A 25,540-nucleotide genomic window follows, 5' to 3' on the forward strand; every position below is an offset into this window, starting at 1 on the left:
GCGTCAGCTCGGGGACGCTGTCGCCATCACGCCCACGGCGATCCGCGCCTCCATCACACCAGGGTCCTCGGTGTGGGCGAGCGTCGCGCCGAGGGAGCTCAAGAGCCTGCGCATGCGCGTGTTGTCGTACAGGAGGGTCGCCCGCACTTCGGCGAAGCCGAGGTCCCTGGCCTGGGCGAGGAGCATGCGGGCCAGGCGGCCGCCGAGCCCGCGGCCCTGCCAGCGGTCCTCCACGAGGAAGGCGATCTCCGCGATGCCCGGGTCCGCGGTGAACATCAGCGACGCGAGCGCCACGACCTGGCCGTCGTGCCCCGCGACGAGCGACTGGCCGCGGGACCGGTCGCACAGCCGGTCGAACGTGCGGGGCGGCAGGGTGGGGTTGGCGGTGAAGTAGCGGAACCTGCGCGTCTCGGGCGAGCAGCGCTCGTGCAGGTCGCGCAGCGCCTCGCGGTAGAGCGAGGTCAGCGGCTTGACCTGCACCTCCGCGCCGTCGGCGAGCCGCACCGGCCCCTCGGCCGCGGACGGTTCGGCCGGCGGCTGCGCCAGCCTCACCATCGCGGCGGCACGGGCCGCCTCGGTCAGGGTGAACGGGAGCCCGGAGCGGCGCAGCCGGATCGACCGCCGGGGCGCCACGGGCACCACGAGCAGGCCCGGGTCGGGCAGTTCGACAGCCTCCCCCTCGTCGCCGTCGCCGTCCTCGCTGCGCGCGAGCGCGGCGCTCGCGCCGTACACCCAGCGGGCGTCGTCGGCGCGCAGCAGCTCGCCCAGGATCTCCGGCAGGCGCCAGGGGGCCGTGCGCAGCCGGGCGGCGAGCAGCAGTGTGCGCGTCGGCTCGTCGGTCAGTTCGTGCGCGGTGGCGGGCACGATCCGCACCCGCCGCCCGCCCGCGGCCTCCAGCGCCTCGCGTACGGCCTCGGGGGAGGCGGGGATGTCCGTGACGAACTCGTCGACCGTGCCGTCCGTGTCGGGCTGCACCGAAAGGCCGAGGATGTTGCCGCCCTTGTCGGCCAGGGCGGTCGCCAGCGACGCCAGCCGCCCGGGCCGCTCGTCCACGGTCGTACGGATCCGGAAGAACCCCATCGCTACCCGCTCCCCTCCGTTGTGCTGGTCTTCAGGGTGCAGGAGCGCTGTTACACCTTTGCTACACAGCGGTGAGCCGGTCGTTTCCTGTCGGTGTGCCACGTTACAGCTACGGTTATCCGCATGTGTTCCGCTGGATCTCCACGGCATCCGTCGCCGAATAGCGAGATCAGCACGGATATAGCAGGATGTGCACCATGACAGCTCCCCTGTCCCCCGGCTTCGTCAACGGCGAGGTGTCCTTCTGGTATCGGTCGCCGGGAGTGCCCACCCCCGGAGAGCCCCTGGGCGGCGACCTGCAGGCCGACGTGGCCGTGATCGGCGCGGGCTACACGGGGCTGTGGACCGCCTACTACCTGAAGAAGGCCGACCCGTCGCTGCGGATCGTCGTGCTCGAGAAGGAGTTCGCCGGGTTCGGCGCGTCGGGACGCAACGGCGGCTGGCTGACCGGCGCGCTGGCCGGCTCCCCCGAGCGGTACGCGAAGACCCACGGACGGGACGGCGCCCGGCGGCTGCAGCGCGCGATGTTCGAGGCCATCGACGAGGTCATCCGTATCGCCCGCGAGGAGGGCATCGACGCCGACATCGTCAAGGGCGGCCTGCTCACCGTCGCGCGCGGCCCGGCGCAGGACCTGCGGCTGCGCGAGGAGCTGACGAGCCAGCGCGCCTGGGGCTGGGACGCCGGCGACGTCCGGCTGCTGACCAGCGACGAGATGAACGACCGGCTGCGCATCGCGGGAGCCACCGGGGCCACCTGGAGCCCGCACTGCGCCAGGATCCAGCCGGCCAAGCTCGTCCGCGGCCTGGCGCGGGCCGTACGCGACCTGGGCGTCGAGATCTACGAACGGACCCCCGTCACCGAGATCGCGCCGGGCCGGGCGGTCACGCCGTACGGCACGGTGCGGGCGGACCACGTGCTGCGCTGCACCGAGGGGTTCACCGCCACCATCGCCGGTCATCGCCGCGACTGGCTGCCCATGAACAGCTCCATGATCGTCACCGAGCCGCTGCCCGAGGAGGTCTGGGCGGAGCTCGGCTGGCAGGGCCGCGAGCTGCTCGGCGACATGGCGCACTACTACATGTACGCCCAGCGGACGGCCGACGACCGCATCGCCTTCGGCGGGCGCGGCAGGCCCTACCTGTACGGATCGAGGGTCGACGAGCGGGGGCACACGCACGACTGGACCGTGGACGCCCTGTGGGACCTGCTGGTCTCCTTCTTCCCGGCCGTCGCCGGGTCGCGGGTGGAGCACGCCTGGTCGGGCGTGCTCGGCGTGCCGCGTGACTGGTGCTCGGCCGTGCACGTGGACCCGGCCACCGGCCTCGGCTGGGCGGGCGGCTACACGGGTCACGGCGTGACCACCACCAACCTCGCCGGGCGCACGCTGTGCGACCTGGTGCTGCGCCGCGACACCGACCTGACCCGGATGCCGTGGGTGGACCGGCGGGTGCGCGCCTGGGAGCCCGAGCCCCTGCGCTGGCTCGGCGTCCATTCGATGTACCGTCTCTACCGCCTGGCCGACGCCCGCGAACGCAGGGGCATGACCAGGACGTCCGTACTGGCCAGGATCGCCGACAAGATCACCGGGCACTGAAAGGCTGATTTGTGAGCTCCTCCCTCCTGTTCCGCGGCGGCCGTGTCTTCGTCCCCGGCGGTTTCGCCGAGGCGGTCCTCGTCCGCGACGGCGTCATCGCCGCCGTCGGCGCCGAGTCCGACCTCGTACGGCTCGCGCCGGACGCCGAGCCGGTGGACCTCGGCGGCGGCCTGCTGACGCCGGGGTTCACCGACGCTCACATCCACCCCGTGCAGGCCGGGCTCGAGCGGGCCAAGTGCGACCTGGCCGAGGTGTACGGACTCGACGCCTACACCGCGAAGATCGCCGACTATGCCACGAGAAATCCGGAGAAGGCGTGGATCGACGGCGGCGGCTGGGACATGTCGGCCTTCCCCGGCGGCCTCCCCCACCGGTCGCAGCTCGACTTCCTCGACCGCCCGGCGTACTTCGTGCAGCGCGACCACCACGCCGCCTGGGTCAACACGCGGGCCCTGGAGCTCGCCGGCATCACGAAGGACACCCCCGACCCCGCGGACGGCCGCATCGAGCGCGACCCGGACGGCACGCCGAGCGGCGTGCTGCACGAGGGCGCCATGGACCTCGTCGGCCTGCTCACGCCCCGCCCCACGCCGGCCGACGTCGACGCCGCCCTGATGGACGCGCAGGCCCACCTGTTCTCGCTGGGCATCACCGGCTGGCAGGACGCCATCGTCGGGTCGTACGCCGGGTCGGACGACCAGCTGCCCACCTACATCTCCGCGGCCTCCTCCGGGCGGCTGAAGGCGCGCGTGGTCGGCGCCCTGTGGTGGGACCGCGCGCAGGGCGCCGAGCAGATCCCGAGCCTGGTGGAGCGGCGCGCGTCCGCCGCGGGCCTGGACCGGTTCCGCGCGACCTCGGTCAAGATCATGCAGGACGGCATCCCGGAGAACTTCACCGCCGCCGTCATCGAGCCCTACTGCCGCTGCGGCGGCACCGGCCTGTCGTACATCGACCCGGCGCTGCTCGGCGGGTACGTCAAGGAGCTCGACTCCCTGGGCTTCCAGGTGCACTTCCACGCCATCGGTGAGCGGGCCGTGCGCGAGGCGCTCGACGCGCTGACCGGCACCGACCCCGCCAACCGGCACCACGTCGCACACGTGCAGATCATCACGCCGCAGGACGTGCCGCGCTTCGCCGAGCTCGGGGTGACGGCCAACCTCCAGGCGCTGTGGGCCACCCACCACCTGCAGATGGACGAGCTGTGCATCCCCTTCCTCGGCGAGGAGCGGTCCTCTTGGCAGTATCCCTTCGCCGACCTCGTACGGCACGGCACCCGGTTCGCCGGGGGCTCGGACTGGCCGGTCTCCTCGGCGAACCCCCTGGAGGCCATGCACGTGGCGGTCAACCGCACCGAGCCGGGCGGTTCCGTCCACGCGACCTACCCCACCGCCCAGACCCCGTTCCTCCCCGAGCAGAGCCTCGACCTGCGGACCATCATGACGGCCTATACCGAGGGATCGGCCTGGATCAACCGCTCGCCCGCCGGGGTGATCGAGGAGGGCCGCCCGGCCGACCTCGTCGTGCTCGACCGCGACCCGTTCGCCCTCGACCCGAAGGACATCTGGACCACCAAGGTCGTCATGACGTTCCTCGACGGCGAGCCCGTGCACGGCGGATGACCGGAACGAGCGGGCCGGCCTGGACCACCGGCGACGCCGGCCCGCTCGACCACTCGTTCGCCCACATCCGCCCACATCCGCCCACATCGCCACGGCCGCTTACCGCGCCGCCGAGCGGGAGCCCGCGGACATGTGAAAGGCCCTCCCCGCCTGAGCGGAAAGGGCCTACACGGGTGTCCGGATCAGTAGATCGGGCGGGAGGAGGAGCGCAGCCGCTCCAGCGCCTCGGCGAGGATCTGCGCGCCGTCCTTGTCGCTGCGGCGCTCCTTCACGTACGCGAGGTGCGTCTTGTACGGCTCGTTCTTCGGCGGAGCAGGCGGGTTCGACTGGTCCTGCCCGGCCGGCAGGCCGCACCGCGGGCAGTCCCAGAACTCGGGAACGGCCGCGTCGCTGGCGAAGCTCGGGCGCGTCTCGTGCATGTTCGCGCACCAGAACGAGACCCGCACACGGGGGGCGGCCTCGCCGCGTTCGGCCTCTCCCATGGGGCCGGCGCCGACTCGGCTGCCACGGATCGCGTTGCCACTACCCACCGATGAACTCCTTGCTCGATCGCCCCGCGGACGGGGGGAGGTGAATCTCTGTCACGCGTGGCCGGAGGCCGTCCGCTACGGCTTGAGCAGCAGGCCCAGCGCGATGATGCAGACGAACCAGACGATGCCGGTGATGATGGTGAGACGGTCCAGGTTACGCTCCACCACCGACGAACCGCCGAAGGAGGACGAGAACCCGCCTCCGAACAGGTCGGACAGGCCGCCGCCCTTGCCCTTGTGGAGCAGGACGAGCAGCACCATCAGAGCGCTCGACAGGATGAGGGCGATGGAGATTCCGATTGTCACCGTAGACCTGTTCCTATGTCCGGGCGTGCACGACGCGTGTGCACGATGTCACCGACGTGCGGATGCACGATGTGCCATCGGCGTGACGATTCAATTGTGTTCTTCGAGGGTACGTCCTGATGTCAAGTCGCACCCCCCAAACGGCTCAGCTAACCGGCGGACTCGCCAAATCGGCAGATCTTGGCGAATTCTCCCGCGTCGAGGCTGGCCCCTCCCACGAGGGCGCCGTCGATGTCGGTCTCCGCCATGATGCCGGCGACGTTGTCCGACTTCACCGAGCCACCGTAAAGGATACGGACAACAGAGGCCACATCGTCACCGTAAAGCTCGGCGAGTCGCGTCCTGATGGCGCCGCACACCTCCTGGGCGTCCTTCGGCGTGGCGACCTCGCCGGTGCCGATCGCCCAGACCGGCTCATAGGCGATCACGATGGACTTCACCTGCTCGGCGGGCACGCCCTCCAGCGCACCGTCGAGCTGCGCCAGCGTGTGCTCGACGTGGCGGCCCTCCTGGCGCACCGGCAGCCCCTCGCCCACACACAGGATGGGCGTCAGCGAGTGCCGGTAGGCGGCCTTGACCTTGGCGTTGCACAGCGCCTCGTCCTCGCCGTGGTACTGCCGCCGCTCCGAGTGCCCCACAAGCACGTACGTGCAGCCGAGCTTGGCCAGCATGGCCCCGGAGATCTCCCCGGTGTACGCGCCGGAGTCGTGCGCCGACAGGTCCTGGGCGCCGTAGGCGATGCGGAGCTTGTCGGCGTCCACGAGCGTCTGCACGCTGCGCAGGGCGGTGAACGGCGGGATGACCGCGACGTCCGCCTTGTCGTAGTCGCGGTCGGTGAGCGTGAACGCCAGCTTCTGCACCAGGTTGATGGCCTCAAGGTGGTTGAGGTTCATCTTCCAGTTGCCGGCGAACAGCGGCTTGCGGGCCATCTACTCCTCCAGCGCCGCGAGTCCGGGCAGCGTCTTGCCTTCGAGATACTCGAGGCTCGCGCCGCCACCGGTGGAAATGTGCGAGAAGCCGTCCTCGGGCAGGCCGAGCCTGCGCACGGCCGCCGCCGAGTCGCCGCCGCCGACCACGGTGAACGCCTTGGAGTTCACCAGCGCCTCGGCCACCGCGCGGGTGCCGCCGGAGAACGCGTCGAACTCGAACACGCCCATCGGGCCGTTCCAGAACACGGTCTGCGCGTCGGCCAGTTTGGAGGCGAACAGCTCACGGGTGCGGGGGCCGATGTCCAGGCCCTCGCGGTCGGCCGGGATCGCGGTGGCGTCCACGACCTCGTACGGCGCGTCGGGGCCGAACTCCGTGGCGGCCAGCACGTCCACCGGCAGCACCAGCTCGACCCCGCGCGAGGCCGCCTCTTCGAGGAAGCCCTTGACCTGGTCGATCTGGTCCTCCTGCAGCAGCGACTTGCCCACCTCGTGTCCCTGGGACTTCAGGAACGTGTAGGCCATGCCGCCGCCGATGAGCAGGCGGTCGACCTTGGACAGCAGGTTCGCGATGACGCCGAGCTTGTCGGAGACCTTCGCGCCGCCCAGCACGACGACGTACGGCCTGGCCGGGTCCTCGGTGAGCTTGCGTAGCACCTCGACCTCGGCGAGGATCAGGTCGCCCGCCGCGTGCGGCAGCCGCTTGGGCAGGTCGTAGACGCTGGCGTGCTTGCGGTGCACCGCGCCGAAGCCGTCGCCGACGTACAGCTCGGCGAGGGCGGCCAGCTTGTCGGCGAACTCGCCCCTGACCGCGTCGTCCTTGGACTCCTCACCCGGCTCGAAGCGCAGGTTCTCCAGGAGGGCGACCTGCCCGTCCTGCAGACCCGCCACCACGCTCTGCGCGGACTCGCCGACCACGTCGGTGGCGAACGCCACGTCCTGGCCGAGCAGCTCGGCCAGCCGCCGGGAGACCGGGGCGAGCGAGTACTTCGGCGTGACGGAGCCCTTGGGGCGGCCGAGGTGGGCGGCGACGATGACCTTCGCGCCGCGCTCGACCAGCTTCTTGATCGTCGGCACCGACGCCCGGATGCGACCGTCGTCGGTGATCGTCTCCCCGTCGAGGGGGACGTTGAGGTCGGCGCGCACGAACACGCGCCGGCCCTTCACGTCGAGCTCGTCGATTCCGATCATCAGAGGGAGGCGCCCACGTACTCGATGAGGTCCACGAGGCGGTTGGAGTAGCCCCACTCGTTGTCGTACCAGCCGACGACCTTGACCTGGTTGCCGATGACCTTGGTGAGGCCGGCGTCGAAGATGCAGGACGACGGGTCGGTGACGATGTCGCTGGAGACGATCTCGTCCTCGGTGTAGCTGAGGTAGCCCTTGAGCGAGCCCTCGGCGGCGGCCTTGAGCGCGGCGTTGACCTCCTCGACGGTGGTCTCGCGGCCGACCTCGACCGTGAGGTCGGTGGCCGAGCCCGTCGGGATCGGCACGCGCAGCGCGTAACCGTCGAGCTTGCCCTTCAGCTCCGGCAGGACCAGGCCGATGGCCTTGGCGGCGCCGGTGGAGGTCGGGACGATGTTCAGCGCGGCGGCGCGGGCGCGGCGCAGGTCCTTGTGCGGGCCGTCCTGCAGGTTCTGGTCCTGCGTGTAGGCGTGGATGGTGGTCATCAGACCCTTCTCGATGCCGAAGGTGTCGTTGATGACCTTGGCCATCGGGGCCAGGCAGTTGGTGGTGCAGGAGGCGTTGGAGATGATCGTGTGAGCGGCCGCGTCGTACTTCTCGTGGTTGACGCCCATGACGATCGTCACGTCTTCGTTCTTCGCCGGAGCGGAGATGATGACCTTCTTCGCGCCGTTGTCGGCGTGCACCTTGGCCTTGGTGGCGTCGGTGAACAGACCGGTCGACTCGACGACGACGTCCACGCCCAGGTCGCCCCAGGGCAGCTTGGCAGGGTCGCGCTCGGCGAACGCCTTGATCGCCTTGCCGTCAACGGTGATCTCGTCCGCCGAGGCCTTCACCTCGTACGGCAGGCGGCCCAGGATGCTGTCGTACTTCAGCAGGTGGGCCAGCGTGGCGTTGTCGGTGAGGTCGTTGACGGCGACGACCTCGATGTCCTTGCCGCTGGCCGCCACAGCGCGCCAGAAGTTACGGCCGATACGGCCGAAGCCGTTGACGCCTACGCGGATGCTCACGGATCCGATCTCCTCGTACGTCGTGCGCCGGCGTACCGGCGCCAGGGCTGTGTTAAACCTCAATGACAGACCTTATCGGACCCAAATTGGTGTAGACCACCGGGCCGCTCTTTGACGGCGTGTCAGGCAGGACGAGCCGGTGAACGGGCCCTTCCCGCGCCGCGGCGGCCCCGCCACACCCCCTCGCCGCCCCCTCCCCGGGGCCCATGAGCGGGCACCCGAACGGGGCACACGAACAGGGCACACGAACAGGGCACACGAACAGGGCTCACAACCAGGCGTGGGGCGGTGCGACGGGAAGGGCGGGACGGCGCACCGGCCCGGCCGCCCGGGCCTGCTCACGCCCTCCGCGGGCTACTGCGCCAGCATGTCGGCGGTGAGGTTCGCCTCGGTGTTGGCGATGCCGAGGTCCTGGGCTCGCTTGTCGGCCATCGCGAGCAGCCGCCGGATGCGCCCGGCGATGGCGTCCTTGGTCAGCGGCGGGTCGGCGATCTGGCCGAGCTCCTCCAGCGACGCCTGCTTGTGCTCCACCCGCAGCCGCCCGGCGATCACCAGGTGCTCGGGGGCGTCGTCGCCGAGGATCTCCAGCGCCCGCTGCACCCTCGCGCCGGCGGCGACGGCCGCCCTGGCCGACCTGCGCAGGTTGGCGTCGTCGAAGTTGGCCAGGCGGTTGGCGGTGGCCCGCACCTCGCGGCGCATCCGCCGCTCCTCCCAGGCCAGCACGCTGTCGTGGGCGCCGAGCCGGGTCAGCAGCGCGCTGATCGCGTCGCCGTCGCGCACGACCACGCGGTCGACGCCGCGCACCTCGCGGGCCTTGGCGTGGATCTTCAGCCGCCGGGCCGAGCCGACCAGGGCCAGCGCCGCCTCCGGCCCGGGGCAGGTCACCTCCAGCGACATCGACCGGCCGGGCTCGGTCAGCGAGCCGTGCGCGAGGAACGCGCCCCGCCACGCCGCCTCCGCGTCGCAGGTGGCCCCGGACACGACCTGCCGGGGCAGACCGCGTACGGGCCGGCCGTGGTTGTCGATGAGGCCGGTCTGCCGGGCCAGCGCCTCGCCGTCCTTGTAGACGCGCACGACGTAGCGCGAGCCCTTGCGGAGACCGGCGGGGGCCAGGACCAGCACCTCGGCCTTGTGCCCGAAGACCTCGCCGATGTCCTTGATCAGCCTGCGGGCGGTGGCGTTGGTGTCGAGCTCGGCCTCGATCACGATGCGCCCGCCCACCAGGTGCAGCCCGCTGGCGAACCGCAGCAGGGTCGAAACCTCCGCCTTGCGGCAGCAGGGCTTGAGCACCGGAAGGCGGCTCAGCTCGTCTTTCACCACACCCGTCATGGCCATCAGCTCGTGTCCTCCCCCAGACAGACTCTGCCCGTCAGTCTCTCGCACCTGACGAGCACGCAATCACCGCTTCTCACGGAAAATCTCATCCAGGACAGCGGCAAGACGTGGTCCGTCGTGCCGCGCAGATCCGTCATGGGCGGCCACATCGGCCAAAACGACACGCCCGCCCATCGACCCCGCCGCCTTCTCCAGCGCGCCCGGGTCGGCGACCACATCGTCGTCGGCGATCACCGCGTCGACCACCAGTGCGGGGGCGTGCTCCCTGAGCACCTCCAGGTGCCGTTCCGGAGAGAAGCCGTCGGTCTCCCCCGCCTGCGGCGCGAGGTTGAGGATCACCAGCCGCCTGGCGCTCGTCTCGTGCAGCGCCCGGGCGAGCTCGGGCACCTTCAGGTGCGGCAGCACGCTGGTGAACCATGAGCCCGGCCCGAACACCACCCAGTCGGCCGCCTCGATCGCCTCGATCGCCTGGGGGCAGGCGGGCGGGTCGGACGGCAGCAGCGAGATCGAGCGCACCCGCCCGGGCGTCAGCGCGCAGGCGACCTGCCCGCGCACCGTCGTGATCGTGCCGTCCAGCTCGACCTCCGCCTGGATGTCGAGCGGCACGGACGCCATGGGCAGCACCCGGCCGTGCGCGCCGAGCAGCCGGCCCACCCATTCCAGGCCCACGACAGGGTCTTCGAGCAGCTCCCAGAGCGCGACGATGAGGAGGTTGCCGACGGCGTGCCCGTGCAGCTCCCCCTCGCTCCTGAAACGGTGCTGGACGACCTCGCTCCAGGTCTGGCCCCACTCGTCGTCGCCGCACAGGGCCGCGAGCGCCATCCGCAGGTCACCGGGCGGCAGGACCCCCAGCTCGCGCCGGAGACGGCCGCTGGAGCCGCCGTCGTCGGCGACCGTCACCACCGCCGTCAGGTCGTCCGTGACGGTCCTGAGGGCCGACAGGGAGGCGTACAGGCCATGGCCGCCGCCGAGCGCGACGACTTTGGGGCCCCTCACGGCGGTTGCGGGGTTCGGGGGAAACATCGGCCTGCCGGGGGTGGGGATGGATGTGGGGGATTTCCCTGGCTGATCGGGGACGGAGGGGTCCGCGGGTTCTTCCGGGGCGGAATCCTTCATCGTCCTCCTCGCCTCGCCACGAGCACCGCCCTGCGGAGCCGTGGCGCTCATGTCGTGCTGATCGGCCCGGCCCCGGCGCCGGCCGGAGCTTGCCGTACGCGGTCGCGCCCCCGGACCGGCGGAAGGCCCGGCCGGCGGCCCGGGCGGGGGCCGTCACTCGCGGCCCGTGTCCCGGTGGCTGACCTGGACGTCCATGCCGCGCTCACGCAGACGGGCGCCGAGCTGCTCGGCCATCGCGACGCTGCGGTGCTTGCCTCCGGTGCAGCCCACCGCGAGAGTGGCGTACCCCTTGCCCTCACGCGCATACCCGGCGGCGACGATGCCGAAGACCTCCTCGTACCCGTCGAGGAACTCCTTGGCCCCGGGCTGACCGAGCACATAATCGCGCACGGGGGCGTCGAGCCCGGTCATGTGCCGCAGTTCCGGCACCCAGTGGGGATTGGGCAGGAACCGGCAGTCCACGACGAGATCGGCGTCGACCGGCAGGCCGTACTTGTAGCCGAAGGACACCACGTTCACCTTCAGCCCCGGGCGGTCCTCGCCGCCGAAGAACGACACGATCTTCTTGCGGAGCTCGTGGACGTTCAGCAGGGACGTGTCGATGACGAGGTCGGCGTTGGCGCGGACCTCGCGCAGGATGCCGCGCTCGCGGTCGATGCCGTCGACCAGCCGCCCGTCGCCCTGGAGGGGGTGGGGACGCCGCACGTTCTCGAACCTGCGGACCAGCTCCTCGTCGCTGGCCTCGAGGAACACCACGCGGACGCCGACACCGCGCCCGTCGAGCTCCTCGATCGCCGCGTTCAGGTCGGTGGTGAAGGCGAGGCTGCGCACGTCGACCACGGCGGCGACGCGGTCGGTCGCCATGTTCACCCGGCCCGCCTCCTCGGCGAGCGAGGACAGCAGCCCCGGCGGCAGGTTGTCGATCACGAACCAGCCGAGGTCCTCCAGGGCCTTCGCAGCGGTGCTGCGCCCCGCCCCCGACATTCCGGTGATCACCACGAATGCCGGCTCAGTCGTGCTCATCGCCCGCTCACCGCCTTGCCGCCCATGTCAGCCCGCTCATGTCAGCCCGCCCAACGTCAGCCCCGTCCGCCGCCCGGCCGCGTCCGTCGTCCGCCGCCCACGCCGGAATGGCCGGCCCGTACGCCGGGGACCGGGCCCGCTCCCCGGGGGAGGGACCTCTGGTGCCGGAGCATGACACCTCTTCACCTGATCGCGCCACCGCCACGCCGGGCGACTCCGACGCGCCCTGCCTGCCGCATCCTGCCCTCTGCCCGGCCTGGCCCGCTGCGCCCTGCCATCTTCCCGAGCCTGCCGGCCCTGCCATCTTCCCGAGCCTGCCGGCCCTGCCGTCTGCCCCGGCCTGGCCCGGCCTGGCCCGGCCTGCCGCGCCTCCTGCATTCCGCCCCGGCTTTCCGCCGTGGCCTTCTGCTCAGGCTTGCGCGGGACACGCCGGGGTGCTCGCGCGAGCACCTCAGGACCCCTGCCCCGCGGGGGACGGGCTCTCACCGCGCAGCGCCGCGACGATGGCCTCGGCGGTCGCACGGCCGATGCCGGGGACCTCGCGAATCTCCTCCGCGCTCGCCTCCCGCAGCCGCTTCACCGAGCCGAAGTGCCGCAACAGTGCCTGACGGCGTGCCGGGCCGAGACCCGGCACGTGGTCGAGCGCGCTCTCCTTGAGCGACTTCGACCTCTTCGTCCGATGGTAGGTGATAGCGAACCTGTGTGCTTCGTCACGGACGCGTTGTAACAGGTAAAGCCCCTCGCTGCTGCGCGGAAGGATCACCGGCTGGTCGTCACCGGGCAGCCAGACCTCCTCCAGCCGCTTGGCCAGCCCGCACACGGCGATGTCGTCGATCCCGAGCTCGTCCAGAGCACGCTGGGCCGCCGCCGCCTGCGCGGGGCCGCCGTCCACCACAACGAGGTTGGGCGGGTAGGCGAACTTGCGGGGCCGGCCGGTCTCCGGGTCGATCGGCGTCGCCGCGCCACCGCGCCCGGCCGATCCGTATCCGTTCGCGTCGGGCTCGCCCGCGTCGTCCTCGTCCTCGCCGCCCCCTGCTTCATCGCGCGCTGCCGCGGCGGGCCCTGCTCCATCGCGCGCCGCCGCGGCGGGCCCTGCTCCATCGCGCGCCGCGCCATTCGCGGCCACGCCGCTCACCGCCGCGCCGGGCCGTGCCACGTCGCGCCCTGCCTCGTCGTCCGTCTCGGCGTCCAGCTCGCCGGTCGCCGCCCGCTCCTCCAGGTAGCGCTTGAAGCGCCGGCAGATGACCTCGTAGATCGAGGCCACATCGCCTTCCGTGCTCCTGATGGAGAAGCGGCGGTATTCGCTCTTGCGGGCCAGGCCGTCCTCGAAGACCACCATCGAGGCCACGACGTTCTCGCCCTGGATGTGCGACACGTCGTAACACTCGATGCGCAGCGGCGCCTGGTCGAGGTCGAGGGCGTCGGCGATCTCCTGCAGGGCCCGGCTGCGCGTGGTCAGGTCGCTCGCGCGGCGCAGCTTGTGCTGGGCGAGTGACTCCTTGGCGTTGCGCTCCACCGTCTCCATGAGGCTCTTCTTGTCGCCGCGCTGGGGAACTCGCAGGTCGACGCGGGAGCCCCGCTGCTCGCTCAGCAGCTCGATCAGCGCGGCCTCGTCCGGGGGCCGCGCGGGCACGAGGATCTCGCGGGGAATCGTCGCCTCGCCGTACATCTGCAGCAGGAACTGCTCCACCAGCTCGCCGGGGGTGGCCTCCTCGACCTTGTCGACCACCCAGCCGCGCTGCCCGCGGATCCGGCCGCCACGCACGTAGAAGACCTGGACCGCCGCCTCAAGCGGGTCCTCGGCCAGGGCGATCACGTCGCAGTCGGTGTCGTCGCCGAGCACGACGGTCTGCTTCTCCAGGGCCCGTTGCAGCGCCTGGATGTCGTCGCGCAGCCGCGCGGCCCGCTCGTACTCCTCCACGGCCGCCGCCTCGCGCATCTCGCGCTCCAGCCGCTTGATGAAGCGGCCGGTGTTGCCGGCCATGAAGTCGCAGAAGTCCTCGGCGAGGGCCCGATGCTCCTCGGGGGTGACCCGGCCGACGCAGGGCGCGGAGCACTTGTCGATGTATCCCAGCAGGCAGGGTCGCCCGATCTGCCCCGCCCGCTTGAAGACTCCCGCCGAGCAGGTCCGTACGGGGAAGACGCGCAGCAGCAGGTCGACGGTCTCCCGGATGGCCCAGGCGTGCGAGTAGGGCCCGAAATATCGGGTGCCCTTCCGCTTGGCCCCGCGCATCACCTGCACCCGGGGGAAGTCCTCCCCCATCGTCACGGCCAGGTACGGGTACGACTTGTCGTCGCGATACTTGACGTTGAACCGGGGGTCGAACTCCTTGATCCAGGAGTATTCGAGCTGGAGCGCCTCGACCTCGGTGCCGACCACCGTCCAGTCCACGGACGCCGCGGTCGTCAGCATGGTCTGCGTCCGCGGGTGCAGGCCGGCGAAGTCCGCGAAGTAGGAGTTGAGCCGTTGCCGCAGGCTCTTCGCCTTGCCTACGTAGATCACCCGGCCGCCCGGGTCGCGGAAGCGATAGACGCCTGGCGACTCAGGGATCGATCCGGGCGCCGGTCGATAAGTTGCCGGATCCGCCACACCCAAAGACTACTGGTCCACGCCGACAATCCCGCCGTCCCCGGCGGAGCCGGGCCACGGCCTTTACGCCGTAGATCACGGATGTCACGTCAGCCGGCTCCGGCTGCGGGGCACCTGTGCAGCCGTGCGCGGTGCCGGTGCGCCTCCGCCCGCGATCGGCCGGCGATCAGGACGCGTTGACCTCGTCGAAGAGGGCGATGGCGTCGGCAGGATCCGGACTCACGAGGCGTTCCAGACCGGCCGTCGCGAACTTCGCCCACCTGCCGGCCCGCGCCCACATCTGCTCCTCGAAGGCGCGCACGACCCTGTCGAGATCGTCGTGGCCGGAGGCGGTGGCGACGGCCTCGGCGAGTTCGGCGCCCTCCAGCATCGCGAGGTTCGCGCCCACACCCAGCGGGGGCATCAGATGGGCGGCGTCGCCCAGCAGCGTCACCCCGCGGACGTGGGCCCAGGTGTGCCCCACGGGCAGGACGTACAGAGGTCGGTGGACGAACGCGGTGCCGTGACGGAGAAGGTCGAGGACGGGAGCGGACCAGCCGTCGAACAGCGCCAGCACGCGCGAACGCAGGGTCTCGCCGCCGGCCTGGTCCGGCCCCGCGTCCGAACCCGCGTCCGAACCCGCGTCCGAACCCGCGTCCGAACCCGCGTCCGAACCCGCGTCCGGGTTCGCGTCCGGGTTCGCGTGCCAGTCCAGCGGCGCACGGAACTGGGCGTACACCTTGACGTGGCCGCCGCTGTTGCGCTGGGCGACGACGCCGCGGTTCACGCCGTACACGACGACCGAACCGTCGCCGATCAGCCGCGCGAGGCCGGGGTGGCGGACGTCGACGTCGTCGATCGAGGTCTCGACGGTGGTGACGCCGGTGTAATGCGGCGTCACGGACGAGACCGCCGGGCGGACCCGAGACCAGGCGCCGTCCGCGCCGGCCACGAGGTCGAACGTCTCCTGCCGCCCGTCCGCGAAACGGACCAGCACGCCGTCCGGGGTGCCCGGCACCACCTCCGTCACGCCCCGTCCCCACTGGACGTCCAGGGAACCGAGCAGCAGGTCGCGGAGCCGCCCGCGGTCGATCTCGGGATTGGCGTCGTCATCCGGATTGTGCGGCCAGTCACGCAGGACGGTCCCGTCCGTGTCCAGGATGCGCATGGCCTGCCCCTCGGGACGGGACAGCGCCTGGAACTCCTCCAGCAGTCCCGCCTTGCTCATCGCGAGCTGGCCGAGATTTCTGTGCAGGTCGAGCGTGCCGCCCTGGGGGCGGGCGTCGGGGGCGGGATCGCGTTCGAAGACGGTGACGGGGTGATCATGACGGTGCAGGACGCGGGCGAAGGTGAGGCCGGCGGGACCGGCGCCGATAACGGCGATACGTTGTCTCATGTCGATACACTGTATTTTGACGAGACGGCGTATCGCAATAGTACGATGTACGCATGACTGTGTGGGACCGGCCGGAGCCGCCGACTCGGCCCGCGCCGCTCGACCGGGGGCGGATCGTCGCCGCCGCCATCGCGCTGGCCGACGAGGGCGGGCTGGAGGCAGTGTCGTTGCGCAAGGTCGCCGCCCGGCTGGACGTCGGCCCGATGCGGCTGTACGGATACATCTCCACCAAGGAGGAGCTGTTCGACCTCATGGTGGACGAGGTGTACGCCGAGATCCTCCCCGGGGAGCGGCCCGGCGACTGGCGGGAGGCGCTGCACGGCCTCGCCCACCGCACCCGTCAGGCCGGCCTCCGTCACGAATGGCTGGCCGACCTGCTCGGCGGGCGCCCGTCCCTGGGCCCGAACGCCCTCGCGGTGACCGAGGCCACGCTGGCCGCCTTCGACGGCCTCACCGACCTCGACACCGTCATGCGCGCCGTGGAAGTCGTCAACGCCTACGTCATCGGCGCGATCAGGCGCGAGATCGCGAACCTGCGGGCCGAGCGCGCCACGGGCCTGTCCGACCGGGAGTGGCAGCACGCCTCCGGCCCGCACGTGACGCGGATGCTGGCCACGGGCCGCTTCCCGGCGCTGACCAAGTTCGTGCACGACGGCACGGAGGTGGAGCCCGAGGCGTCCTTCGCGACCGGCCTCGACTGGGTTCTCGACGCCGTGGCCGCCAAACTCACCCGACCGGTCGGCGAGCCGTTCACAATCGCCCCCTGACGCCTTGCATGACGTGCCGCCCGTCATCGCACCGGCTTCCGCGCGATGACGGGCGGCGGTGTCCCTTGGCACCCTCAGACGAGCGAGTGCTCTCGCCGTCGGCCGCGAGGCACGAGGCCGACCAGTCGGTCCCGACATCGGGCCCGAACGGCAGGCCCGGACATCGAGCCCGGACATCGAGCCCGGACATCGAGCGTGAGCACCGAGCCCAGACAGGCGAACCCGGACGAGCGGGTCCGGCAGCCCTTGTCAGGCGAGGGTGATGCTGTCGCCGCTCACCGTGATCTTCCGCTCGGCGAGCGGCCTGGCCGCCGGGCCGTTCGTCACGGAGCCGTCCTTGGCGCTGAACCTGCTGCCGTGGCACGGGCAGACGATCTCGTTGTTCGAGACGCTGGCGACCGGGCAGCCCTGATGGGTGCAGGTCGCGCTGAACGCCTTGAACTCGCCGGCCGCAGGCTGCGTGACCACGACGTCCTGGTCCTTGAAGACCTTGCCGCCCCCCTCGGGGATGTCGGAGGTCTTCGCGAGCTCGCCCCCGCCCTGCGCCGCCTGGTCCTGGCCGTCCTGCGCACCGCCCTGGTCCGCCGACGCCGTCGTGTCACCGGAGGCGCCGCACGCGCTCAGCGCCACGGCCAGCCCGGCGCCTCCGGCACCGAAGATCACGGCCCGGCGTGTCGTATCCGTCATGCTCATCCTTCCCTGATGCGGCGGCCCGGGACGCACACGGCCCCGGGTCCTTCCCCTGTGCGACGCGTCACCCTGTGTGTCCTCAGGTACGGCCATCACCCCGTGGCCGGTTCAGAGTGACGCGGTCGAAAGGAGAAGAGTAGGGAGAAATAATGAGACGAATACTCATACGCCCAAGATCTTGCGCAGGAACGCGCCGGTGTGGCTCTCCTCGACCCGGGCGACGTCCTCGGGCGTGCCTGCGGCGATGACCCTGCCACCGCCCGACCCGCCCTCGGGTCCCATGTCGATGATCCAGTCGGCGGTCTTGATGACGTCGAGGTTGTGCTCGATGACGATCACGGTGTTGCCGGCGTCCACGAGGCGGTTGAGCACGCCGAGCAGCCGCCTGATGTCCTCGAAGTGCAGGCCGGTGGTGGGCTCGTCCAGCACGTAGACCGTGCGGCCGGTCGAGCGCCGCTGCAGCTCGGAGGCGAGCTTCACCCGCTGCGCCTCGCCGCCGGACAGCGTGGTCGCGGGCTGGCCCAGCCGTACGTAACCGAGACCGACGTCGTTGAGCGTCTGCAGGTGACGGCGGATGGCGGGGATCGCCTCGAAGAACTCCAGCGCCTCCTCGATCGGCATGTCGAGGACCTCGGAGATCGTCTTGCCCTTGTAGTGGACCTCAAGCGTCTCCCGGTTGTACCGGGCCCCGTGACAGACCTCACAGGGGACGTAGACGTCCGGCAGGAAGTTCATCTCGATCTTGATGGTGCCGTCGCCGGCGCACGCCTCGCAGCGCCCGCCCTTGACGTTGAAGCTGAACCGGCCCTGCAGATAACCACGGACCTTCGCCTCGGTCGTGGCCGCGAACAGCTTGCGCACGTGGTCGAACACTCCGGTGTACGTCGCCGGGTTGGACCTCGGCGTACGGCCGATCGGCGACTGGTCGACGTGGACGACCTTGTCGACCAGGTCGGTGCCGACGACCCGGGAGTGCCGTCCGGGCACGGTCTTCGCGCCGTTCAGCTCCTTGGCCAGCGCGGCGTACAGGATGTCGTTGACCAGCGTGGACTTGCCGGACCCCGAGACGCCGGTGACCGCGGTGAAGACGCCGAGCGGGAACTCGACGTCCACGCCCTTCAGATTGTGCTCACGGGCGCCCTTCACGACGAGCTGCCGCTTCTTGTCCCGCGGACGCCGGATCTCCGGCACGGTGATCGCCTTGCGGCCCGACAGGTAGGCGCCGGTCAGCGACTCCTCGCTGGCGAGCAGGTCCTGCACGGTGCCGGACACGACGACCTGGCCGCCGTGCTCGCCCGCGCCGGGGCCGATGTCGACAACCCAGTCGGCGGCGGCGATCGTGTCCTCGTCGTGCTCGACCACGATCAGCGTGTTGCCCATGTCGCGCAGCCGGATCAGCGTCTCCAGCAGGCGCTGGTTGTCCCGCTGGTGCAGGCCGATGGACGGCTCGTCGAGCACGTACAGCACGCCGACCAGGCCGGAGCCGATCTGGGTGGCCAGCCGGATCCGCTGCGCCTCGCCGCCCGCCAGCGTGCCGGCGGCCCGGTCGAGCGTGAGGTAGTCGAGGCCGACGTCGAGCAGGAAGCCCAGCCGTGCGTTGATCTCCTTGACCACCCGCTCGGCGATCTGCATGTCCCGCTCCGACAGCCGCAGGCCGGACAGGAACTTCGAGCAGTCGGCGATCGACATGCCCGAGACCTCGGCGATCGAGGCGTCCCCCACGGTCACGGCCAGCGAGACCGGCTTGAGGCGGCGGCCCTTGCACGCCGGGCAGGGCACCTCGCGCATGAAGCCCTCGAACCGCTCCCGGCTGGCGTCGCTCTCCGACTCGGCGTGCCGGCGCTGGACCCAGGGGATCACGCCCTCGAAATCGGTGTAGTAGGACCGCTGCCTGCCATAACGGTTGCTGTAGCGGATGTGGACCTGCTCGTCGTGGCCGTGCAGGATCGCCTTCTGCGCCTTCTTCGACAGCCGCTCCCACGGGGTGTCGAGGTCGAAGCCGAGCGCGTTGCCCAGCGCCTCCAGCAGCCGCACGAAGTAGTCGCTCGTGTGGCCGTTCGCCCACGGGCTGATCGCGCCGTCGCCGAGCGTGCGCTCGGGATCGGGCACGAGGAGGTCGGGATCGACCTCCATGCGCGTGCCGAGGCCGGTGCACTCGGGGCAGGCGCCGAAGGGCGAGTTGAACGAGAACGACCGGGGCTCCAGCTCCTCGAACGACAGGTCGTCGTACGGGCAGTAGAGGTGCTCGGAGTAGAAGCGCTCACGGTTGGGGTCGTCGTCGGGAAGGTCGACGAAGTCGAGCGTGATCGTGCCGCCGGACAGCTGCAGCGCGGTCTCCACCGAGTCGGTGAGCCTGCGCCGCGCGCTCTCCTTGACCGACAGCCGGTCGACGATCACTTCGATGTCGTGCTTCTCGTACTTCTTGAGGGTGGGCGGCTCCTCCAGGCGCACGATCGTGCCGTCCACGCGGGCACGGGCGTAGCCCTTGCTCTGCAGCTCGCGGAACAGCTCGGCGTACTCGCCCTTGCGGCCGCGGATGATCGGGGCGAGGACCTGGAAGCGGGTGCCCTCCTCCAGTTCGAGCACACGGTCGACGATCTGCTGCGGCGTCTGCCGGGCGATCGGGCGCCCGCACTGCGGGCAGTGGGGCTTGCCGATGCGCGCCCAGAGCAGCCGCAGGTAGTCGTAGACCTCGGTGATCGTGCCGACGGTCGAGCGAGGGTTGCGGCTGGTGGACTTCTGGTCGATGGAGACGGCCGGGGAAAGGCCCTCGATGAAGTCCACGTCGGGCTTGTCCATCTGACCCAGGAACTGCCGGGCGTACGCGGACAGGGACTCCACGTACCGGCGCTGTCCCTCGGCGAAGATCGTGTCGAAGGCCAGGCTGGACTTGCCGGAGCCCGAAAGCCCCGTGAAGACGATCAGAGCGTCTCGCGGGAGGTCGAGCGAGACGTCCTTGAGGTTGTGTTCGCGTGCGCCACGCACGATCAGGCGGTCAGCCACGGTGGTCCCGATAGGTCGATGAGGTGAATGGAGGTGCACGGGCAGGCTATCCAGAGCCACCGACAATTTCGGGGGGCATCGTCCGGCGGCCGGAGGGGGCGGCCCCGCGTGCTTCCGTGGGACACGCTCCGCGAACCAGGGTATGAGCTTCGTCAAACCCGCGCCCGGCATCCGCGCGAAACCCCTGCTCATACAACCGCCCGCCGCGCCGTCCTCTTCCCCTGCGGTCATGGGCACGGCGGACCGGGACTCCAGGGTCCATGATTCTTCTCATGTCCGTCATCCACGAGATCGAGCGGGAGCTGGCCGAGGCGACCGAGCGCCTGCTGGCGACCGCCGCCCGCCTCACCGACGAGGATCTCCGTGCGCCGTCCCTGCTGCCCGGCTGGACGAGGGGACACGTGCTCACCCACGTCGCCCGCAACGCCGACGGCTGCGTCAACCTGCTGACCTGGGCGCGGACGGGGGTGCGCACCCCCCAGTACGCCTCGCTGCGGGCCCGCGAGGCCGGCATCGCGGCAGGCGCCGGCCGCCCGGCCGCCGAGCAGCTCGCCGACCTGCGCGACAGCGCGGAGCGGTTCGCCACGGCGGTCGCGCGGATGCCCGCCGAGGCGTGGACCACGCCGGTCTCGGGGATGTTCCCGCCCGACCACCCCGCCTGGTACGTCCCGATCCGCCGGCTCAGGGAGATCGAGGTGCACCACGCCGACCTCGGGGCAGGCTACGGATGGGCCGACTGGCCCGAGACGTTCGTGAGACGAGAGCTGTACGACACGATGCTCTGGCTCGGCGACGAGAGCCCGGTGAGCGAAGTGGTCGCCCTCGCCCCGGGCACCGGTGAGGTGTTGAGGACGTGGACCGGCCTCGGCGACGGCCCGGCCGTGGAGGGCACCCCGCGCGAGCTGCTCGCCTGGCTCGCGGGCAGGACCGACGGCACGGGCCTGCGACTCGCCCCGCCGCGGCGCCCCACCCGGCCCGATGACGCCGATGCGCGCCTTCCGCTCGACGCAGCCGATGCACGCCTCCGGCACGACACCTCCAACGCGCGCCTCCGGCACGACGCCTCGAACGCGCGCCTCCGGCACGACCCCGCGGGGAAACCGCCGTCCCCGCCTCGCTGGCCGAAGCCGTCCCCGGCGGGACTGCCCGCCGAACCACCGTCGTCCTGGCCGCCCGCCGGGAACTAGAGAGGAACGATCATGACCTATACCGGAAACGTCACCAAAGGCGGACCCGCCGACGTACGCGAGGTGCCCGGGCTGACGATCTCGAAGATCGAGGTCGGCGACTTCGGCAACAACGCCTACCTGCTCCGGTGCACCGAGACCGGCGACGGGCTGCTGATCGACGCGGCGGCCGAGCCCGACCGGCTGCTCGAGCTGATCGGCGACATGCCGATCAGCTCGATCGTGACCACCCATCGGCACCCCGACCACTGGGGAGCCCTGAAGGAGGTCGCCCGCGCCACCGGCGCGCAGACGATCGCCCACCCTCTCGACGCCCCCGAACTGCCGGTGAAGGTCACCAGGGAGGTCGAGCACGGCGACCGGGTGACGGTCGGCGTGGTGACGCTGGACGTCATCCACCTGCGCGGCCACACCCCCGGCTCGATCGCGCTGCTCTACCAGGACCGCCACCTGTTCACCGGCGACTCCCTGTTCCCCGGCGGCGTCGGCAACACGCAGAAGGACCCGGCGCGGTTCGAGCAGCTGTTCACGGACGTCGTGGAACGGATCTTCGACCGCCTCCCCGACGAGACCTGGGTCTACCCCGGCCACGGCAGGGACACCACGCTCGGCGCGGAGCGGCCGCACCTGCCCGAGTGGAAGGCCCGCGGCTGGTGACGTACGCCTGACGCGCACCCGGACGGCCGGTGTCCCAGCGCGGGGGCGCCGGCTCGTCCCAGCACAGCGCCGCCCGAGCGCCTCGTATGTAAGCAGACCCGTACACGAGCAGACCCGTACACGAGCAGACCAGTACGCGAACAGACCAGTACGCGAACAGACCCGGCACTTGAGCGGATCAGGGCGGCCGGGGAGACGGAGCCCGGAAACGGAGACCACCCCGGCCGCGATCCTGCCGCCGGTCGTGCCGATGGGTGCTCCCGCCCGGCCGGTGATCTCAGAACCGTATGAGGGCGTCCGTATAGTGGTCGGCGCACACCGTCCCACCCCCTGGAGCCCGAGCACCTCATGGAGATCACTGGAATCGAACTGCGCCGGATCGCGATGCCGCTCGTCGCGCCGTTCCGGACGTCGTTCGGCACCGAGACCAGCCGCGACGTCCTGCTGGTGCGGGTGGTGACGCCGGAGGCCGAGGGCTGGGGCGAGTGCGTGGCGATGTCCGAGCCGCTGTACTCCTCGGAGTACGTGGACGCGGCGGCCGACGTGCTGCGGCGTTTCCTGATCCCCGCGCTGCCCCGCGAGCTGGACCCCCAGGCCGTCGGTCCCGCGCTCGCGCCGTTCAAGGGCCACCGCATGGCCAAGGCGGCGCTGGAGGCCGCGGTGCTCGACGCGTCGCTCCGGATCACCGGCGAGTCGTTCGCCCGCTACCTGGGCGCCACCCGCGACCGCGTCCCCTGCGGCGTCTCCGTCGGCATCATGGGGTCGGTGGCCGAGCTGCTCGACACCGTCGAGGCGTACGTCGAAGAGGGATACGTACGGATCAAGCTGAAGATCGGTCCGGGCTGGGACGTGGCGCCGGTCCGCGCGGTGCGGGAGCGGTTCGGGGAGGAGTTGCTGCTCCAGGTGGACGCCAACGCGGCCTACACGCTCGCGGACGCCCGGCATCTGGCCCGGTTGGACGACTTCGACCTCCTGCTGATCGAGCAGCCGCTGGCCGACGACGACCTCGTGCAGCACGCGCGGCTCGCGCAGTCGATCCGCACCCCGATCTGCCTGGACGAGTCCATCGAGTCGGCCGCCCACGCCGCGGCGGCCATCAGCCTCGGCTCGTGCTCGGTGGTCAACATCAAGCCGGGGCGGGTCGGCGGTTATCTGGAGGCCCGGCGCATCCACGACCTGTGCCGCGCCCACGGCGTCGCGGTCTGGTGCGGCGGCATGCTGGAGACCGGGATCGGCCGGGCGGCCAACGTCGCGCTGGCCGCGCTGCCCGGCTTCACGCTGCCGGGCGACACCTCCGCCTCGCGGCGCTACTTCCACACGGACGTGACCGCGCCGTTCGAGCTGAACGGCGGGCATCTCGACGTGCCGGACGGCCCGGGGCTGGGCGTGGACCCGATTCCGGACGTCCTGGACGAGGTCACCACGGCGACGGAGTGGATCCGGCTGTGACGCTCCGAACCGGCCAGGCGGCGCCGGGGACACGGTAGACCGGCCGATGCCGAGGGCGGGGGCGGCCCGTCCGGCGTGGCCAAGGGCAGGACGCGACGCGTCCGGCGTCGCCGAAGGCAGGGCGCGACCCGTCAGGCGTCGCCGAGTGCAGGATGCGGCCGGGGCTCGCCGGTGGTGAAGACCTTCACGATGCGGTCGGCGGCGAGAGCGGGCTCTTCCGCGCTCTCCACCACGTCGCCCCAGGACCAGCGGTAGAACCAGCCCTCGGACATCGCGACGCAGTCCACCGTCTCGGTGAACAGCGCCGCGTCCGGGTCGCGGACCTTGAGCGACGGCGGGTCGGGGCGCAGGGACGCCTCAAGCCCGCGCAGCTCGAGCTCCCGGGCCAGTTTGCCGAGGAAGTACGTCCGGGTGTGCTCACGAGGCATGGCGACCAGGGCTCCATCTGGACTAGGCGTTTTCTCCACGTGATGGCCCGGGCCCGAAATGGAGGGCCCCAGCCGACCGGGGCCCTGTCCGTGCGACGACGTCAGCCCGCGTTCTCCGAGCGTCGTTCCCTGCGCTGCTGCTGTTTGAACATGAGAACGCGAAGCGGAATGGCGGACACGATCGCGATCTGCATGGTCGCGCCTACCTTGATGAGGTGGTCGCCGCCCGCGAGACCGGCCGCCCAGATCGTCAGGCAGGCCACGTTGATCAGCATCCAGGCCAGCACGACGACGGCCAGATTGCCCTTCGGCTTGGGGTACTCGATGCGGCTGACCATGAGCCAGGCCACGCCGAAGATGGCGGCGAGCGTGACGTAGTTCGGCTGGAAGAGCAGCACGATCGACACCACGGTCATCGCGCCCATCGGGATCGGCAGGCCCATGAAGTCGCCGCTCTTCGTCTTCACGCAGGCGAAGCGGGCCAGCCGTACGACGCCGGCGAGCAGCACGGACCCGGCCGCGCACAGCACCAGCCACAGCGGCAGCTTTCCGGAGAAGCCGGCCCAGATCATCACCATGAAGGCGGGCGCGAAGCCGAAGCTGATCACGTCGGCGAGGTTGTCCAGCTCGGCGCCCATCGCGGACGCACGGAACCTCCTGGCCACCAGGCCGTCGAACAGGTCACAGGTCGCGCCGATCAACAGCAGCACCACGGCCATGCCGAAGAAGCGCGGGTCGGGAACGAACTTGACACCGGCCTGCAGGTTGCTGATCGCCGACCAGGCGAGCACGCAGACGGCGAGGAATCCGCTCAGGGCGTTGCCGAGCGAGAGGGAGTCGGCGGCCGACAGGCGGAAGGCCTTGCCAACGGGCCCGCGCGGCTCCTCATCCACCTCCTCGACCGGCCAGGAGGCCTCGGCTCCGAGGTCAGACGTGGTCAAGGCGCGTCACCCCCGCGACGGTCCGGGTGCCGACGGTGACCGCCGGCCTGATGCCCTCGGGCAGGTAGAGGTCCACCCGGGAGCCGAAACGGATCAGCCCGACCCGCTCGCCCTGGGCGACCTTCGCCCCCGCGAACAGGTACGGCACGATGCGGCGCGCGACGGCGCCGGCGATCTGCACCATCTCGATGTCCCCGAGCGCGGTGTCGAAATGCCAGACGACACGCTCGTTCTTGTCGCTGTCCTTGTTGAACGCGGGCACGAAGCCGCCGGGCACATGCTCGACCGAGGTGACGGTGCCGGCGGCGGGCGCGCGGTTGACGTGCACGTTGAGCGGGCTCATGAAGATCGCGACCCGGGTGCGGCCGTCCGGCCACGGGTCGATGCTCTGCACGACGCCGTCAGCGGGCGAGATGAGCCTGCCCTCGCCGAGCGTGCGCTCGGGGTCGCGGAAGAACCACAGCATCCCGCCGGTGAGGGCGGCGAGCGGCGCCGCGGCCAGCGCCCACCGGGGCGACCTGCGGGTGAGAACGGCGGTGACGGCTGCCGCCGCGGCGGTCGGAGCGAGCCACGGGGACACCCCGCGTGCGAGCCTGACCCGGCCACGGGCAGTTCCCGCGGTCCCGGCTTCAGGGCCGTGGGGCAACGATTCGTTGGACACAGATGACCTTTGTACTCTTCTGGCGACTATGGACCGGCATGCGAGCTGGCGATCGATATTACCGATC

General features: G+C 71.2%; 22 protein-coding genes. 6 read left to right on the plus strand and 16 right to left on the minus strand.

Features of this window, described 5'->3' with window-relative positions; all coding sequences use genetic code 11:
* Positions 1-3: 3 nt before the first annotated feature.
* A complete protein-coding gene (locus OHB01_RS34615) occupies positions 4-1,080 on the minus strand; it encodes a GNAT family N-acetyltransferase (RefSeq protein WP_328854546.1) in 1,077 nt (358 codons plus the stop codon).
* 197 nt (positions 1,081-1,277) lie between these two features.
* Between OHB01_RS34615 and OHB01_RS34620 the strand changes: the two genes are divergently transcribed.
* The gene (locus tag OHB01_RS34620) at positions 1,278-2,675 is read left to right on the plus strand and encodes an FAD-dependent oxidoreductase (protein WP_328854547.1); all 1,398 of its coding nucleotides are present in this window, start codon (positions 1,278-1,280) and stop codon (positions 2,673-2,675) included.
* An 11-nt stretch (positions 2,676-2,686) separates the two neighbouring features.
* The gene (locus OHB01_RS34625) at positions 2,687-4,294 is read left to right on the plus strand and encodes an amidohydrolase (RefSeq protein WP_142651814.1); all 1,608 of its coding nucleotides are present in this window, start codon (positions 2,687-2,689) and stop codon (positions 4,292-4,294) included.
* 182 nt (positions 4,295-4,476) lie between these two features.
* On the opposite strand, the gene OHB01_RS34630 is transcribed toward OHB01_RS34625, so the two are convergent.
* From OHB01_RS34630 to OHB01_RS34675, 10 genes are all read right to left on the minus strand, one after another.
* Positions 4,477-4,824 (minus strand): RNA polymerase-binding protein RbpA, encoded by a 348-nt coding sequence (locus tag OHB01_RS34630; protein WP_079319880.1) that lies wholly within the window; start codon positions 4,822-4,824, stop codon positions 4,477-4,479.
* Between the two features lie 75 nt (positions 4,825-4,899).
* Positions 4,900-5,130, minus strand: a complete 231-nt coding sequence (secG, locus tag OHB01_RS34635) for a preprotein translocase subunit SecG (protein ID WP_076441471.1) — start codon at positions 5,128-5,130, stop codon at positions 4,900-4,902.
* A 149-nt stretch (positions 5,131-5,279) separates the two neighbouring features.
* Positions 5,280-6,059, minus strand: coding sequence for a triose-phosphate isomerase (tpiA, locus tag OHB01_RS34640; protein ID WP_142651813.1), 780 nt, complete (start codon positions 6,057-6,059; stop codon positions 5,280-5,282).
* Positions 6,060-7,247 (minus strand): phosphoglycerate kinase, encoded by a 1,188-nt coding sequence (locus OHB01_RS34645; protein WP_142651812.1) that lies wholly within the window; start codon positions 7,245-7,247, stop codon positions 6,060-6,062.
* Positions 7,247-8,251 (minus strand): type I glyceraldehyde-3-phosphate dehydrogenase, encoded by a 1,005-nt coding sequence (gene gap, locus OHB01_RS34650; protein WP_142651811.1) that lies wholly within the window; start codon positions 8,249-8,251, stop codon positions 7,247-7,249. The genes OHB01_RS34645 and gap overlap by 1 nt, the downstream gene beginning before the upstream one ends.
* Positions 8,252-8,605: 354 nt before the next feature.
* Complete coding sequence (gene whiA / locus OHB01_RS34655; RefSeq protein ID WP_079319876.1) at positions 8,606-9,586, minus strand: DNA-binding protein WhiA; 981 nt, start codon at positions 9,584-9,586, stop codon at positions 8,606-8,608.
* Positions 9,587-9,649: 63 nt separating this feature from the next.
* Positions 9,650-10,609 carry a gluconeogenesis factor YvcK family protein gene (locus OHB01_RS34660; RefSeq protein WP_142651825.1) on the minus strand — a complete coding sequence of 320 codons (960 nt, stop codon included), beginning with the start codon at positions 10,607-10,609 and terminating at the stop codon, positions 9,650-9,652.
* Between the two features lie 246 nt (positions 10,610-10,855).
* Positions 10,856-11,725 carry an RNase adapter RapZ gene (gene rapZ / locus OHB01_RS34665; protein WP_142651810.1) on the minus strand — a complete coding sequence of 290 codons (870 nt, stop codon included), beginning with the start codon at positions 11,723-11,725 and terminating at the stop codon, positions 10,856-10,858.
* Between the two features lie 451 nt (positions 11,726-12,176).
* Positions 12,177-14,315 (minus strand): excinuclease ABC subunit UvrC, encoded by a 2,139-nt coding sequence (gene uvrC, locus OHB01_RS34670; RefSeq protein ID WP_328854548.1) that lies wholly within the window; start codon positions 14,313-14,315, stop codon positions 12,177-12,179.
* Positions 14,316-14,481: 166 nt separating this feature from the next.
* Positions 14,482-15,690, minus strand: a complete 1,209-nt coding sequence (locus tag OHB01_RS34675; RefSeq protein ID WP_328854549.1) for an NAD(P)/FAD-dependent oxidoreductase — start codon at positions 15,688-15,690, stop codon at positions 14,482-14,484.
* 53 nt (positions 15,691-15,743) lie between these two features.
* Here OHB01_RS34675 and OHB01_RS34680 point away from each other — a divergent pair, with 53 nt between their 5' ends.
* Positions 15,744-16,457, plus strand: coding sequence for a TetR/AcrR family transcriptional regulator (locus OHB01_RS34680; RefSeq protein ID WP_328710377.1), 714 nt, complete (start codon positions 15,744-15,746; stop codon positions 16,455-16,457).
* Positions 16,458-16,706: 249 nt separating this feature from the next.
* Here the strand turns inward: OHB01_RS34680 and OHB01_RS34685 are convergent, their stop codons facing one another.
* Both OHB01_RS34685 and uvrA read right to left on the minus strand, forming a co-directional pair.
* Entirely contained in the window at positions 16,707-17,144 is a 438-nt protein-coding gene (locus tag OHB01_RS34685) for a Rieske (2Fe-2S) protein (RefSeq protein ID WP_142651806.1), read from the minus strand.
* 165 nt (positions 17,145-17,309) lie between these two features.
* A complete protein-coding gene (uvrA, locus tag OHB01_RS34690; RefSeq protein ID WP_328854550.1) occupies positions 17,310-20,150 on the minus strand; it encodes an excinuclease ABC subunit UvrA in 2,841 nt (946 codons plus the stop codon).
* Between the two features lie 272 nt (positions 20,151-20,422).
* On the opposite strand from uvrA, the gene OHB01_RS34695 reads away from it, so the two are divergent.
* The 3 genes from OHB01_RS34695 to menC all read left to right on the plus strand — a co-directional run bounded on the left by OHB01_RS34695 (position 20,423) and on the right by menC (position 23,443).
* Positions 20,423-21,337 carry a maleylpyruvate isomerase family mycothiol-dependent enzyme gene (locus tag OHB01_RS34695; protein WP_328854551.1) on the plus strand — a complete coding sequence of 305 codons (915 nt, stop codon included), beginning with the start codon at positions 20,423-20,425 and terminating at the stop codon, positions 21,335-21,337.
* A gap of 12 nt (positions 21,338-21,349) precedes the next feature.
* Positions 21,350-21,994 carry an MBL fold metallo-hydrolase gene (locus OHB01_RS34700; protein ID WP_142651803.1) on the plus strand — a complete coding sequence of 215 codons (645 nt, stop codon included), beginning with the start codon at positions 21,350-21,352 and terminating at the stop codon, positions 21,992-21,994.
* A gap of 348 nt (positions 21,995-22,342) precedes the next feature.
* Positions 22,343-23,443: an o-succinylbenzoate synthase gene (gene menC / locus OHB01_RS34705; protein ID WP_142651802.1), complete on the plus strand. Its 1,101-nt coding sequence runs from the start codon at positions 22,343-22,345 to the stop codon at positions 23,441-23,443.
* A 131-nt stretch (positions 23,444-23,574) separates the two neighbouring features.
* On the opposite strand, the gene OHB01_RS34710 is transcribed toward menC, so the two are convergent.
* The 3 genes from OHB01_RS34710 to OHB01_RS34720 form a co-directional block, all read right to left on the minus strand.
* Positions 23,575-23,871: a hypothetical protein gene (locus OHB01_RS34710; protein ID WP_142621711.1), complete on the minus strand. Its 297-nt coding sequence runs from the start codon at positions 23,869-23,871 to the stop codon at positions 23,575-23,577.
* 101 nt (positions 23,872-23,972) lie between these two features.
* Entirely contained in the window at positions 23,973-24,812 is an 840-nt protein-coding gene (gene pssA, locus OHB01_RS34715; RefSeq protein WP_142651801.1) for a CDP-diacylglycerol--serine O-phosphatidyltransferase, read from the minus strand.
* Positions 24,799-25,458 (minus strand): phosphatidylserine decarboxylase, encoded by a 660-nt coding sequence (locus OHB01_RS34720; RefSeq protein ID WP_142651824.1) that lies wholly within the window; start codon positions 25,456-25,458, stop codon positions 24,799-24,801. The genes pssA and OHB01_RS34720 overlap by 14 nt, the downstream gene beginning before the upstream one ends.
* Between the last annotated feature and the right edge of the window lie 82 nt (positions 25,459-25,540).

Origin of the sequence: Microbispora hainanensis (assembly GCF_036186745.1) — a bacterium.
Classification (GTDB): Bacteria; Actinomycetota; Actinomycetes; order Streptosporangiales; family Streptosporangiaceae; genus Microbispora.